Raw genomic sequence first — 12,275 nt, forward strand, 5'->3', positions numbered from 1 at the left:
CAGGGTCGCCTCGGTCGCAAGGATGCGGTCGCTCGTCGTGGTCATGCGATCAGTAAACCAGACCTACGGTGCTGACCGGCCGCCGCTGTCCGCATACTGGACAGCGGCGGACAGTTCTCAGTCGCGAACGGAGATCTGCACTCCCTCGTCCGTGGCCAGGGCGGACAAGGCCGACAGGTCCCTCACCACCAGGTCGGCGTCCAGCTCCTCGGCCCGGTGGGTTGTGGCCAACGCCACGGTGGTCATGCCGGCCGCGCGGCCCGCCTGGAGTCCGGCGGGGGCGTCCTCGAAGACGACGCAGCGGGCCGGGTCCACGCCGAGCTGCCGGGCGGCGAGCAGATAGGGCTCGGGGTCGGGCTTGCCGCGGGTGATGTCGTCGGCGGCGATCAGTGTCTTGGGCAGGATGCCGACGGCGTCGAGGCGGGCCTCGGCGAGGCGCCGGGTGGCGGAGGTGACGACGGCCCAGCGGTCGGCGGGCAGCGAGTCGAGGAAGTCCTGTGTGCCGGGCAGCAGATGCACTCCCCCGTTGGGCACGTCCTCCACCTCCAGTCGCTCGACCCGCGCGACCGCCTCCGGCACGAGGCGGGCGGGCAGCAGGTCGGCGACTATCTCCGCCGCGGGCCGCCCGTGCAGCTCCACCCGCCCGAACTGCTCGGCCGTGATCCCGTACTCCCGCGCCCAGCGCGTCCAGCAGCGCTCGACGGAGTCGAGGGAGGAGACGAGGGTGCCGTCGTTGTCGAACAGAAGGGCGCGTGCGTGGATCGTCATGGTCTAGACCCTACGGTGTACGACGGGGTCGGCGGCGCCGGGCCATTTCGGCCGTAATAAGGTCACCGCATGCTCAATGCCCTGACGCTGGTGACCGGGGTCGCCGCGCTGTTGCTCGCCGCCTGGTGCGGCTGGGCCGCCTACCGGGACCAGCCGACCAAGGACTGGCACTTCATCGGCATGGCCGTGGTGTCGCTGCTGGCCGTGATCCAGCTGGTCGTCGGGATCGTGCTGCTGACGCGGGGCGAGAAGCCGGAGCAGGGCACGACGATCTTCGTGGCGTATCTGCTGGGCGCGTTCGCGTGTGTGCCGGCGGCGGGCTTCATGTCACTGGCCGAGCGGACGCGCTGGGGTTCGGTGACGGTGGCGGCCGGCGGTGTGGTGCTGGCCGTGCTCGAGGTGCGGCTCTATGACATCTGGGGAGGCTGAGATGACGGCGGTGGAGGAGAAGCCGACCCGGCTGATCAGCGGGCCGGGCATGCTGCTCGTCTGGTTCTACGGCGTGATGGTGGTCGGCGCGGTGTCGCGCTCGGCGTACCAGATCGCGACGGAGTTCGACCGCGCCCCCTTGGCGTACTCGCTGTCCGCGGTGGCGGGTGTGGTGTACGGCTTCATCACGTACAGCCTCGTCCGCGGCGGGGAGACGGCCCGCAGGGCGGCGCTGGTGTGCTGCGCCGCCGAGCTCGCGGGCGTCCTGGTCGTCGGCACGTGGACCCTGGTGGACCGCTCTGCCTTCCCCGACGCGACCGTGTGGTCGGACTACGGGATGGGGTACGTGTTCATCCCCGTGCTGCTGCCGCTCTCCGCGATGTACTGGCTGCGCAAGGCGCGGACTCGGCAAGGCGCTTGAGGACCGTTTGCGGGCGCGGGTGAGGCGTGACCCGGCACGCGGTTACCCGCACCCCTGGGGTACGCGTCACGCCGTGGTCGCGTAGGCGCCCGCCTGCTTCTCCAGGACGATCATCTCGACGCCGTCGGCACCCTTGGACCTGCCCACCGCCTCGTATCCGACCCGGCGGTAGAGGCGGAGGTTGCCCTCGCTGCGGTGACCGGTGTGCAGGCGGAACCTGGTGGCGCCGCGCTGTTCGGACAGAGCCGTCTCGGCCGCGCGCAGCAGCCGTGCACCGATGCCGTGGCCCTGCAGGCGGGGGTGGACACAGAGCTTGCCGATGGCGGCCGCGCCGTCCTCGGTGACCTTGCCCCGCACGGAGCCGACCACCTCGTCGCCGAGACGGGCCACGAAGACGCAGTCGGCGGCGACCTCCTGGCTCACCGAGTCGAGACTCTGGACGAGCGGGTCGATGCGGTAGTTGCCGTACAGAGCCGCCTCGCTCTGGAAGCACAGGTACTGGAGCTTGAAGATCTGCTCCGTGTCCTGCTCGGTCGCCACCGAGATGGTCACGCTCATGCCCATGTGCGCACGCCTCCCGCTCACCTGATCGCCTGTCGTTCCCCACTCCTATCCCCGCGCTTCGCGGGCCGCAACCTCCGGCGTAAGCAATCGGCGCAGACATCCCAGACATCGGGAACGTTCCGGTCCGAGACTGCCCTGTGAGATACCCAACTCCCCCGCGATCTCCCGGTATGTCAGGTCCTTCGGGGAGAGCAGCGCCTCCATGAGACGGGGGCAGCGACCGGGCAGGCGGCGGACCGCGGCACGCAGGGCGCGATGCCGGGCGGCGGTGAGCGCGAGCTGTTCGGGGCCGGGGCGGGTGTCGTCGACCGGCTCGGCGCCGTAGGGGCGTTCGACGCGGGTGGTACGACGGCTGCGGCGGGCCTCGGCGCGGACGGCCTTGCGCACCCAGCCCTGGGGGTCGAGCGGCGGCCCGTCGGTCTCCAGGCGTTCCAGGAGGCGGAGCCAGACCGCCTGCTCGAGGTCGGCCGGCTCGCCCCCGGAGGCATATGCCTCCGCGGAGGCCTCGGCGGTGAGCAGCGGATGCAGGGCGGCTACCAGGTCGTGCGTCATATGCGGAACGACGCACCGCCCCGGCGGCAGGTTTCCGGGGCGGCGTGGAGTCACCCCGAACGGGGTGTCGTACGGCCTTGCCGTTGACGCGTACGGCGGGCTCAGCCGGCCAGGAAGTCGGCGCGGGCCAGCAGGCCGGTGTCGGCGTTGTCGGTGAAGACGCCGTCGATGCCCGTCGCGAAGTACGTCCTGAAGGCACCGAAGACGTCGCCGTAGGCGTCCGCCGCGCTGCCCTTGCGGTACTCGGCCGGGAGGAAGGGGTTCTCGTTGCGCATGGTGTAGGGGTGCAGGATCAGCCCCACCTTGTGCGCGTCGGCGACCAGCGTGGTCGGCTTCGCCAGGGTGCCGTCGGCGTTCTTCGGGATGATCAGGTCCAGCGTCGGGCCTATGCCCTGCGCGTAGCCGGCTATCTCCCTGAGGCCCTTGGGCGTGATCAGGTCGGCGACCTTGCGCGGGTCGCCCGCCTCGACGAAGTCATAGGGGCGGCTGTCGGCCGAGGAGAGCAGGACGACGAGCGGGTTGTCGACGAGCTGGTTCAGCTTCTGGATGCTGCTCGGCTCGAAGGACTGCAGGATGACCGGCGCGTTCCGGCCGTCCTTGCCGTACTTGCGCAGCAGCTTCGCCACCCGCTCCTCCAGGCCCAGGCCCAGCTTGCGGAAGTAGGTGGGGTGCTTGGTCTCGGGGTAGATCCAGACCTGCTTGCCACGCTTGCGGGTCTGCTCGTCCTGCCACTTCAGGACCTCTTCGAACGTGGGGATCTCCCAGCGGCCGTTGTAGAGGGTGTTGTGCGGCCGGTTGGCCGGGATGCGCTCGATCGCGCGCAGCGTCTTCAGCTCGGCGAGGGTGAAGTCCTCGGTGAACCAGCCCGTGGTGGAGACGCCGTCGAGAACCTTGGTGGTCCTGCGGTCGGCGAACTCGGGATGGTCCGCCACGTTCGTGGTGCCGCCGATCTCCGGCTCGTGCCGGCACACCAGATGCCCGTCCTTGGTGGGCACCAGGTCACCGGCCTCCACGACGTCGGCGCCGAGGTCGAGGGCCAGGTTGTACGAGCCGAAGGTGTGCTCGGGGCGATAGCCGCTGGAACCCCGGTGTCCGATGATCGTCGGCACCGGCAGGCTCTTCAGCCCGCGCCCGCCGTGTCCCGCCGTCCGGGCGTCGGCCGCTCGGGCGGTTCCGGGCAGTCCGAAGACCGCCCCGCCCGCGCCGAGCACCGCCGCGCCGAGAAGCGCCCGCCGTCCCGTTCCCTGGGTCTGCCCGTTCACCTGGTCGCTGTCCATGAGCGCCCTCCTGCCGTCCGCCCTTGAGTGCGCGCCGATCGTAGGGGCGTGCACATGACGGACGGGAGACCCCGGCCGGAACGTACGGGTGACACCGAATGTCCTGTCGGAAGCACCCATGTGACGGACCCTCGGCATCGGCGGGCGGGAGTCGGGCACCCGGGCGGTGCGGGCCGTGCGCGATGTCCGTCACATCGTCGCCGGGGGGTTACGGGCGGACTCCTTCGCGTCACCGCAGGTAAACCAACGTCAACAGTGTGTAAGACCTCGGTGAACCGGGCGCACCCGATGTGCGCTTCCCCCGGAGCCGCGAGTAATGTCCTCACCTGCACAGACACATATCGCTTCCCTCGACATCGGAGGACCCGTTGTCCCGCTTCGCGCTCATCAAGGCAGTGCTCGGACCGATCATGCGCCTGATGTTCCGCCCACAGGTGGAGGGCGTGGAGCACATCCCCGGGGACGGCCCGGTCATTCTGGCCGGAAATCACCTGACCTTCATCGACTCGATGATCCTGCCCCTGGTCTGCGACCGTCAGGTCTTCTTCATCGGCAAGGACGAGTACGTCACCGGCAAGAGCCTCAAGGGCCGGCTCATGGCCTGGTTCTTCACGGGCGTCGGCATGATCCCGGTGGACCGCGACGGCGGTCGCGGCGGTGTGGCGGCGCTGATGACCGGCCGCCGCATCCTCGAGGAGGGCAGGATCTTCGGCATCTACCCGGAGGGCACGCGGTCTCCCGACGGCCGCCTCTACCGTGGCCGCACCGGCATCGCCCGCCTCACGCTGATGACGGGCGCGCCCGTGGTCCCCTTCGCGATGATCGGCACGGACAAGCTGCAGCCGGGCGGGGCGGGGATGCCGCGGCCCGGCCGCGTGACCGTGCGGTTCGGTGAGGCCATGGAGTTCTCGCGGTACGAGGGGATGGACCGGGACCGGTATGTGCTGCGGGCGGTGACCGATTCCGTGATGGCCGAGGTCATGCGGCTGTCCGGGCAGGAGTACGTGGACATGTACGCCACCAAGGCGAAGGCCGCCTAGCGTCGCCGACGGCCGGTCCGGATGCGGGTGCGTGGGGGAAGCTCGCGCGATTCCCCACGCCCCTGACGTGCTCGGCTCAGCCCGCGCCTTCCAGCTTCTGGTTCTTCAGCAGGAACCAGGCCGCCACCGCCGTCGCCAGCAGTACCGCCGCTCCTGCGCCGGAGGCCAGGTGCAGGCCGTGGACGAAGGAGCCGCGGGCCGCGTCCAGCAGGGCCTCCGCCGTGTGCGGGGGCATGCCCGCCGATGACTCGACCGCCGCTCCCAGTGACTCGTGGGCCGCTGCCGGGGTTCCGGCCGGGCCCGTGAAATCGCGGTAGACGCCTGTCACGATCGAGCCGAGCAGGGCGATGCCGAGGGCCGCGCCCAGTTCGTACGCCGTCTCGGAGACCGCGGAGGCGGCCCCCGCCTGGTCCTTCGGCACGCTGGAGAGGATCACGTCGGCCGTCACCGTGAAGGAGAAACCGGCGCCGATGCCGACCACCAGGAGCGCGGCGCCGAGGACCGGGTAGCCCGTCGACCGGCCCACGGTCGTGAGGACGGCGAGTGCGACGCCCACGCCGGCCAGGCCGCCCGAGACCACGGCCCGTACCGAGAAGCGGCGGGCCGCCCGGCCCGCGACCAGGCCGGCCACCACCGCGCCGACGGCGGCGGGCAGTTCGGCCAGGCCTGCCTCGAACGGGCGTCGGCCCTGCACGAGTTGCAGGTACTGGGAGAGGAAGAACACCAGGCCGGACATGCCGAGGACGGTGAGCAGGTCGGCGAGCACGGCTCCGCTGAAGCCACGGCGCCGGAACAGGCGCATGTCCAGCAGCGGGATCGGCATGGTGAGCTGGCGGCGCACGAAGCCGTGGAGGGCCGCCGCACCCAGCAGGGCCGAGGCGAAGGTGGGCCAGGTGAAGCCGTGGGTCGCGGCCTCCTTGACCGCGTACACCAGGGCGATCATGCCGACGAGCGACAGGACGACGCTGATCATGTCCCAGGGGCCGGGGTTGGGGTTGCGGGACTCGGGCAGTGTGCGGATGCCGACGAGCACCAGGACGACCATCACCGGCAGGTTGATCAGGAAGACCGAGCCCCACCAGAAGTGTTCGAGCAGGAAGCCGCCCACGATGGGGCCGACCGCCGTGCCCGCGGAAGCCGTGGCGCCCCAGATGCCGACGGCGAGGCTGCGCTCGCGCGGGTCGTGGAAGAGGTTGCGGATCAGTGCGAGGGTGGCGGGCATCAGCGTCGCACCCGCGACACCGAGGAGCGCCCGCGCCATGATCATGAGTTCCGGTGTCGTCGCATAGGCGTTGAGCACGGATATGGCGCCGAACGCCGTGGCACCGACGAGCAGGATCCGCTTGCGGCCGATGCGGTCTCCGAGGCTGCCCATGGAGACCAGCAGACCGGCGATGACGAAGGAGTAGACGTCACCGATCCACAGCAGCTGGGTGCCGGAGGGGTTGAGGTCTTCGCTGATGTAGGGGGTCGCCAGGCCGAGGACGGTGGCGTCGACGGCCACCAGCAGCACAGCCAGGACGAGGACGGAGAGCGCGAGCCAGCGGCCCGGGCGCTTCTCCACCTCCGCCGTACGAGCCGGCTGCAGGGTGCTGGTCATGATTCCTCTCTCCGTGGTGTGTCCGTGCGTCGTACACCGCCGAGCAGCAGCTCGGCGATCATGTGGGTGAAGTCCTTGGCGGCCACCCGGCCCTCCGCCACCGCCCAGGCGCCGGAGGCCAGCAGGCCGTACAGCGCCTCGGTGAGCCAGGCCGGGGTGAGGTCGATGCGGAACTCGCCGCTCTCCTGGCCGCGCCGGAACAGGGCCGTGAGCCGTTCGTCGATGCGGGCCCAGCCACGGTTCTGCTGCTCGCCCTCGAACAGCTGGTTCTCCGTGTAGAGGAAGGCGAGCAGGCCGGCCGAGGGTTCGAACGCCCGGATCAGGCGCCGTACGGCCTCGCCGGCCGGGCCCTCGTCCAGACGGGCCGTGTCCAGGGCCGCCTCGCACTCCGCGATGCCGAGCGCCTCGAGCGCCCGTACGAGCGCGTCGCGCCCGGCGAAGTGGCGGTGCAGCGTGGCCCGGCTGATCCCGGCGTTCTTGGCGACCTCGTCCATGGTCGCCGTGGATTTGCGGGTCAGCAGGGCGGCTGCGCTGCGCAGCACGTGGTCACGATCCAGAGCCATGAGACAAGCATAGCCCAGATGAGACGCCATTGTCTCACAATAGGCACGCGTGACTCATCGGCGCTGGTCGGAGTGGGTGATCCGTCAGTGCCAGGGCAGCTGTCCGCGCCGCTCCCAGTAGGTGTGCGGGTCCTCGACCAGCGTGGCGAGACGGGTCAGCTGGTCCACGTCCAGGTCGACGACGGCCGCGTGGAGATTGGAGGCGAGCTGGGTGACGGTCGCGGCGCCGGAGAGAACGACACCCGCCCACGGTTGGCGCAAGATCACGGCGAGAGCGACGGCGTCGCAGCCGAGGGAGGTCTCCTCGGCCACGGCCTTCAACACGTCCGGGGCGTGCGGCGCGGCCAGTCGGCCGTTGGCCATGCCCTCCTTGACGATCACGGTCAGTCCGGCGTCGTGCGCCTCGGCGAGTGCGGGTCCTGCCGAGGTCTCCAGGGCGTTGTACGTCGACTGGACGGTACGGAAGAGGGGCTCGCCGTCGACCGTCACCTGCAGGGCGGCACGGATCGCCTCGGCCTGGGCGGGGCCGCTGGTGGAGAAGCCGATGGTGAGGCCCTCGGCGGCGGCCTCGGCGAGCCTCGCGTGGAGTTCCTTGTCGGTCAGGGCGGGGCTGTCCGGGGTCACCGAGTGGATCTGGTAGAGGTCGAGCCGGTCGCCGAGCAGCGCGTCGGTCTCGGCCCGCTGTCGCTCGTACGTCGCCGGGCTGTGGTCCTTCACCTCGTGCTGTTCGGCGTCCGTGGACCAGCCGGCGGTGTAGGTGTAGCCCCACTTGCTGCCGACGATCACGTCGCCGATGTCCGGGCGGACGTTCAGCCAGTCGGCGAGGAACTCCTCGGAGCGGCCGTAGGAGCGGGCGACGTCGAAGTAGCGCACGCCCTGGGCGTAGGCGGCGTCGAGGAGTTCATGGGTGCGTTCGCGCAGGGCATCGACACTGCGGTCCGCTCCGAGGTCCGTGTCGCGGCCGAGGTTGATGTAGCCGGGGCGGCCGACGGCGGCGAGACCGAGTCCGATGTGGCAGGTCGGCGTCGTGGCATGCGCGAGACGGGCGAAGGGCATCGCGGGCTCCGTTCGGTCGGCTCCGGTGAGGCTTCGACCAACGTAACCCGCGATGACCGTTGATTCGCCGTTCAGCTCGGGAGTTGCGGTGCGTCGGCGGGTGCGGCTGCGTGGTGGCGGTTCGCGCCGTTGCCCGCGCCCCCTTGGGGGCGCGGGCAACGGGGGCGCCGGATCAGCTCCGCTTCTTGGCGTCGGCCCAGGCGTGCTGCTGCGCGAGGTCCGCCTTCACCTCGGTCAGCTGGACGGCGACCGCGCTGGGTGCCGTACCGCCGCGGCCGTTGCGGGCGGCGAGGGCGCCCGGGACGTTGAGCACGGAGCGGACCTCGGGGGTCAGATGGGTGGAGATCTTCGCGAACTGCTCGTCCGTGAGGCCGTCCAGCTCCTTGCCCTCGGCCTCGGCGACCTTCACGCACTCCCCCGCGACCTCGTGCGCCACGCGGAACGGCACGCCCTGCTTGACCAGCCACTCGGCGATGTCGGTGGCGAGCGAGAAGCCGGCCGGGGCCAGCTCCTCCATGCGCTCGCGGTGCACGGTGAGCGTGGCCATCATGCCGGTGAAGGCCGGGAGCAGAATCTCCAGCTGGTCGATGGAGTCGAAGACCGGCTCCTTGTCCTCCTGGAGGTCGCGGTTGTACGCGAGCGGGAGGGCCTTGAGGGTCGCCATCAGGCCGGTCAGGTTGCCGATGAGGCGGCCGCTCTTGCCACGCGCCAGCTCCGCGATGTCCGGGTTCTTCTTCTGCGGCATGATCGACGAGCCCGTGGAGAACGCGTCGTGCAGGGTCACGAAGGAGAACTCCTTCGTGTTCCAGATGATGACCTCCTCGGCGATCCGGGACAGGTTCACGCCGATCATCGCGGTGATGAAGACGAACTCCGCGACGAAGTCACGGGAGGCCGTGCCGTCGATGGAGTTGCCGACGCTGCCGTGCTCGAAGCCGAGGTCCTCGGCGACCGCCTCCGGGTCCAGGCCGAGGCTGCTGCCCGCCAGGGCGCCCGAGCCGTACGGCGACACGGCCGTCCGCTCGTCCCACTGGCGCAGGCGCTCGGCGTCCCGTGACAGGGACTGCACATGCGCGAGCACGTGGTGGGCGAAGAGGACCGGCTGGGCGTGCTGGAGGTGGGTGCGGCCGGGCATCGCCACGTCCGGGTGGGCCTCGGCGAGGCCGATCAGCGCGTCCTGGAGGTCGGCGATCAGGCCGCCGATGGTGCGGGCGTGGTCGCGCAGACACATGCGGAAGAGGGTCGCGACCTGGTCGTTGCGGGAGCGGCCCGCACGGAGCTTGCCGCCGAGGTCGGGGCCGAGGCGCTCCAGCAGGCCGCGCTCCAGAGCGGTGTGGACGTCCTCGTCGGCGATCGTGCCCACGAAGGAGCCGTTCGCCACGTCGGCTTCCAGCTGGTCGAGCCCGGCGATCATACGCGTCAGCTCGTCCTCGGTGAGCAGGCCCGCCTTGTGCAGCACGCGCGCGTGGGCACGGGAACCGGCGATGTCGTAGGGCGCGAGCCGCCAGTCGAAGTGGACGGACGCCGACAGCTTCGCCAGGGCCTCGGCGGGACCGTCGGCGAAACGGGCGCCCCAGAGCCGGACATCACCGCTGTTGCTGCTCACTTGCGTTGCTCCTCGGAAAGATGGCTGTGTGCGACCGCCTCCCCACCTTTCCAGGCGAGGAGGCGGCTGTCAGGCCGGTGCGTGTGAGGTGACCCGCGCGGGTTACGCGAGATCCCGCTTGGCGGCGATCTTCGACGACAGGCTGTAGATGTCGATGAAGCCCTTGGCCGCCGCCTGGTCGAAGGTGTCGCCGGTGTCGTAGGTGGCGAGGTTGAAGTCGTACAGGGACGACTGGGAGCGCCGGCCGGTGACGACCGCGCGGCCGCCGTGCAGGGTCATCCGGATGTCGCCGCAGACGTGCTGGTTGGCCTCGTTGATGAAGCCGTCCAGCGCGCGCTTGAGCGGGGAGAACCACTGGCCGTCGTAGACCAGTTCGCCCCAGCGCTGCTCGACCTGCCGCTTGTAGCGGGCCAGCTCGCGCTCGACGGTGACGCTCTCCAGTTCCTGGTGGGCGGTGATCAGGGCGATCGCGCCCGGAGCCTCGTACACCTCGCGGGACTTGATGCCCACCAGCCGGTCCTCGACCATGTCGATCCGGCCGATGCCCTGGGCGCCGGCGCGCTCGTTGAGCTGCTGGATCGCCTGCAGGACGGTGACGGGCTTGCCGTCGATGGCGACCGGGACGCCGCCCTCGAAGCTGATGATCACCTCGTCGGCGTCGCGCGGGGTGGCCGGGTTGGAGGTGTATTCGTAGATGTCCTCGATCGGGCCGTTCCAGATGTCCTCCAGGAAGCCCGTCTCGACGGCACGCCCGAAGACGTTCTGGTCGATGGAGTACGGAGACTTCTTGGTGGTGGCGATCGGAAGCTGCTTCTCCTCGCAGAAGGCGATCGCCTTGTCCCGGGTCATCGCGTAGTCACGGACCGGCGCGATGCACTTGAGACCGGGGGCGAGGGCGACGATCCCGGCCTCGAAGCGGACCTGGTCGTTGCCCTTGCCGGTGCAGCCGTGGGCGACCGTGGTGGCACCGTGCTTCTGGGCGGCGGCGACGAGGTGCTTGACGATCGTCGGCCGGGAGAGGGCGGAGACCAGCGGATAGCGGTCCATGTAGAGCGCGTTGGCCTTGATCGCCGGGAGGCAGTACTCGTCGGCGAACTCGTCCTTGGCATCGGCGACCTCGGCCTCGACCGCACCGCACGCGAGGGCACGCTTGCGGATGACGTCCAGGTCCTCGCCGCCCTGGCCGACGTCGACCGCGACAGCGATGACCTCGGCGCCCGTCTCCTCGGCGATCCAGCCGATGGCGACGGAGGTGTCCAGACCGCCCGAATAGGCGAGTACGACGCGCTCGGTCACGGCAATCTCCTCACGTGCATTCGCTGATATGCATGAGTATGCAGAACTCTGCATGATTCGTCAATCGACCTCCCGCAAGGCGGGGAGTCGTGCAGGGGCCGAGCCCCGGCACGATCACCTGCCCGGACGTCGCCGCCCAGCTGCCCACGGTCCCCGCCTCTGCGCAGGCCGAGGTCGACCGCAACCTCACCCTGCTCCGGACACAGATCCAGGAGGCCACCACCAGACCGGCCGGCACCGTCGGCCAGGTCGGCCCGGACTTCGTCGACAACGCCATCCTCGGCCCGCTCAAGGACAAGCGCGTCCCGACCACCGACCGCGTCGCCCTCGGCCGCACCTCCGCCAGGCCGGCCGGCCTGGACTCGCCGGCCGCCTGCACACTCACCAGGTGAGGTGACAGGCAGCCGTGGCCGCCCCGCAGGAGACGCCGGCCGGGGCGGCCGCGGTGGGTCCGGCCCGGCGGATCCGAGAATTCCTTAGACGGGCAAACGAGTTTCGTCGATAATCGTTAGACATGGGAAAGACCTATGAACGCATAGACGGCAGGCTCCGAACGTTCATCGAGGAGCAGCCCCTCTTCTTCACCGCGACCGCGCCCCTGTCGGGCGACGGCACGGTCAACCTCTCCCCCAAGGGGCTCAAGGGCTCCTTCGTGGTGCTGGACGAGCTCACCGTGGCCTACCTCGACTTCGCCGGCTCCAACGCGGAGACCATCGCCCACCTGCGGGAGAACGGCCGTATCACTCTCATGTGGTGCGCCTTCCAGGGCCCGCCGAACATCGTGCGTGTCCACGGCCGGGGCGAGCCCGTCTTCCGCGACGACCCGCACTTCAAGGAGCTGCTCGGCCACTTCCCGGACATCGACCCGAGCGCACACGGGCTGCGCGCGGTCATCGTCGTGCATGCCGAACTGGTGCGGGACAGTTGCGGCTACGCCGTCCCCCACATGGCCTACGAGGAGGACCGCGACCTGCACGGCAAGCGCTTCGCGCGCGAGGACGACACCTCGCTCAGCGCCTACTTCACGAAGAAGGCGCACATCGCGACGAGCCTGGATGGCCTACCCGGGCTGCCGTTGCCGCTCCCGCCCTCTAGCGTCTGAG

The 12,275-nt window shown here is 70.3% G+C and carries 14 protein-coding genes; 5 read left to right on the top strand and 9 right to left on the bottom strand.

Features of this window, described 5'->3' with window-relative positions:
- Nucleotides 1-117: 117 nt before the first annotated feature.
- A complete protein-coding gene (locus ACIRU3_RS18020; protein WP_404057200.1) occupies nucleotides 118-768 on the bottom strand; it encodes an HAD family hydrolase in 651 nt (216 codons plus the stop codon).
- A 69-nt stretch (nucleotides 769-837) separates the two neighbouring features.
- Here ACIRU3_RS18020 and ACIRU3_RS18025 point away from each other — a divergent pair, with 69 nt between their 5' ends.
- On the top strand, nucleotides 838-1,197 hold the full coding sequence (locus tag ACIRU3_RS18025; RefSeq protein WP_404057201.1) for a hypothetical protein: 360 nt from the start codon (nucleotides 838-840) through the stop codon (nucleotides 1,195-1,197).
- Nucleotide 1,198: 1 nt separating this feature from the next.
- The gene (locus ACIRU3_RS18030) at nucleotides 1,199-1,618 is read left to right on the top strand and encodes a hypothetical protein (RefSeq protein ID WP_404057202.1); all 420 of its coding nucleotides are present in this window, start codon (nucleotides 1,199-1,201) and stop codon (nucleotides 1,616-1,618) included.
- A 66-nt stretch (nucleotides 1,619-1,684) separates the two neighbouring features.
- Here the strand turns inward: ACIRU3_RS18030 and ACIRU3_RS18035 are convergent, their stop codons facing one another.
- The 3 genes from ACIRU3_RS18035 to ACIRU3_RS18045 form a co-directional block, all read right to left on the bottom strand.
- Entirely contained in the window at nucleotides 1,685-2,182 is a 498-nt protein-coding gene (locus tag ACIRU3_RS18035; protein ID WP_404057203.1) for a GNAT family N-acetyltransferase, read from the bottom strand.
- A 45-nt stretch (nucleotides 2,183-2,227) separates the two neighbouring features.
- On the bottom strand, nucleotides 2,228-2,734 hold the full coding sequence (locus ACIRU3_RS18040) for an RNA polymerase sigma factor (protein ID WP_404057204.1): 507 nt from the start codon (nucleotides 2,732-2,734) through the stop codon (nucleotides 2,228-2,230).
- Nucleotides 2,735-2,835: 101 nt separating this feature from the next.
- Nucleotides 2,836-4,011, bottom strand: a complete 1,176-nt coding sequence (locus tag ACIRU3_RS18045; protein WP_404057205.1) for a glycerophosphodiester phosphodiesterase — start codon at nucleotides 4,009-4,011, stop codon at nucleotides 2,836-2,838.
- A gap of 368 nt (nucleotides 4,012-4,379) precedes the next feature.
- Here ACIRU3_RS18045 and ACIRU3_RS18050 point away from each other — a divergent pair, with 368 nt between their 5' ends.
- Nucleotides 4,380-5,051 (top strand): lysophospholipid acyltransferase family protein, encoded by a 672-nt coding sequence (locus ACIRU3_RS18050; RefSeq protein WP_404057206.1) that lies wholly within the window; start codon nucleotides 4,380-4,382, stop codon nucleotides 5,049-5,051.
- A gap of 76 nt (nucleotides 5,052-5,127) precedes the next feature.
- On the opposite strand, the gene ACIRU3_RS18055 is transcribed toward ACIRU3_RS18050, so the two are convergent.
- The 5 genes from ACIRU3_RS18055 to ACIRU3_RS18075 form a co-directional block, all read right to left on the bottom strand.
- The gene (locus ACIRU3_RS18055; RefSeq protein WP_404057207.1) at nucleotides 5,128-6,651 is read right to left on the bottom strand and encodes an MFS transporter; all 1,524 of its coding nucleotides are present in this window, start codon (nucleotides 6,649-6,651) and stop codon (nucleotides 5,128-5,130) included.
- The gene (locus ACIRU3_RS18060) at nucleotides 6,648-7,214 is read right to left on the bottom strand and encodes a TetR/AcrR family transcriptional regulator (RefSeq protein ID WP_404057208.1); all 567 of its coding nucleotides are present in this window, start codon (nucleotides 7,212-7,214) and stop codon (nucleotides 6,648-6,650) included. Before ACIRU3_RS18060 ends, ACIRU3_RS18055 begins: the two co-directional genes overlap by 4 nt.
- Before the next feature lie 84 nt (nucleotides 7,215-7,298).
- Nucleotides 7,299-8,270 carry an aldo/keto reductase gene (locus ACIRU3_RS18065; protein ID WP_404057209.1) on the bottom strand — a complete coding sequence of 324 codons (972 nt, stop codon included), beginning with the start codon at nucleotides 8,268-8,270 and terminating at the stop codon, nucleotides 7,299-7,301.
- 172 nt (nucleotides 8,271-8,442) lie between these two features.
- Nucleotides 8,443-9,876 (bottom strand): argininosuccinate lyase, encoded by a 1,434-nt coding sequence (gene argH / locus ACIRU3_RS18070; protein WP_404057210.1) that lies wholly within the window; start codon nucleotides 9,874-9,876, stop codon nucleotides 8,443-8,445.
- Nucleotides 9,877-9,978: 102 nt separating this feature from the next.
- Complete coding sequence (locus ACIRU3_RS18075; RefSeq protein ID WP_404057211.1) at nucleotides 9,979-11,172, bottom strand: argininosuccinate synthase; 1,194 nt, start codon at nucleotides 11,170-11,172, stop codon at nucleotides 9,979-9,981.
- An 89-nt stretch (nucleotides 11,173-11,261) separates the two neighbouring features.
- Here ACIRU3_RS18075 and ACIRU3_RS18080 point away from each other — a divergent pair, with 89 nt between their 5' ends.
- Together ACIRU3_RS18080 and ACIRU3_RS18085 are read left to right on the top strand one after the other, a co-directional pair.
- Nucleotides 11,262-11,564 carry a hypothetical protein gene (locus ACIRU3_RS18080; RefSeq protein WP_404057212.1) on the top strand — a complete coding sequence of 101 codons (303 nt, stop codon included), beginning with the start codon at nucleotides 11,262-11,264 and terminating at the stop codon, nucleotides 11,562-11,564.
- A 122-nt stretch (nucleotides 11,565-11,686) separates the two neighbouring features.
- The gene (locus ACIRU3_RS18085) at nucleotides 11,687-12,274 is read left to right on the top strand and encodes a pyridoxamine 5'-phosphate oxidase family protein (protein WP_404057213.1); all 588 of its coding nucleotides are present in this window, start codon (nucleotides 11,687-11,689) and stop codon (nucleotides 12,272-12,274) included.
- The last annotated feature ends 1 nt before the right edge of the window (nucleotide 12,275 follow it).

This window comes from Streptomyces sp. NPDC101151, from assembly GCF_044768335.1.
Taxonomy (GTDB): Bacteria; Actinomycetota; Actinomycetes; order Streptomycetales; family Streptomycetaceae; genus Streptomyces.

Bases quoted from the DNA above. Each gene is read 5' to 3' on its own strand.
- ACIRU3_RS18040 (WP_404057204.1), bottom strand. From the start codon at position 2,734: ATGACGCACGACCTGGTAGCCGCCCTGCATCCGCTGCTCACCGCCGAG.
- ACIRU3_RS18045 (WP_404057205.1), bottom strand. From the start codon at position 4,011: ATGGACAGCGACCAGGTGAACGGGCAGACCCAGGGAACGGGACGGCGG.
- ACIRU3_RS18025 (WP_404057201.1), top strand. From the start codon at position 838: ATGCTCAATGCCCTGACGCTGGTGACCGGGGTCGCCGCGCTGTTGCTC.
- ACIRU3_RS18055 (WP_404057207.1), bottom strand. From the start codon at position 6,651: ATGACCAGCACCCTGCAGCCGGCTCGTACGGCGGAGGTGGAGAAGCGC.
- ACIRU3_RS18060 (WP_404057208.1), bottom strand. From the start codon at position 7,214: ATGGCTCTGGATCGTGACCACGTGCTGCGCAGCGCAGCCGCCCTGCTG.
- ACIRU3_RS18030 (WP_404057202.1), top strand. From the start codon at position 1,199: ATGACGGCGGTGGAGGAGAAGCCGACCCGGCTGATCAGCGGGCCGGGC.
- ACIRU3_RS18085 (WP_404057213.1), top strand. From the start codon at position 11,687: ATGGGAAAGACCTATGAACGCATAGACGGCAGGCTCCGAACGTTCATC.
- ACIRU3_RS18020 (WP_404057200.1), bottom strand. From the start codon at position 768: ATGACGATCCACGCACGCGCCCTTCTGTTCGACAACGACGGCACCCTC.
- ACIRU3_RS18035 (WP_404057203.1), bottom strand. From the start codon at position 2,182: ATGGGCATGAGCGTGACCATCTCGGTGGCGACCGAGCAGGACACGGAG.
- ACIRU3_RS18065 (WP_404057209.1), bottom strand. From the start codon at position 8,270: ATGCCCTTCGCCCGTCTCGCGCATGCCACGACGCCGACCTGCCACATC.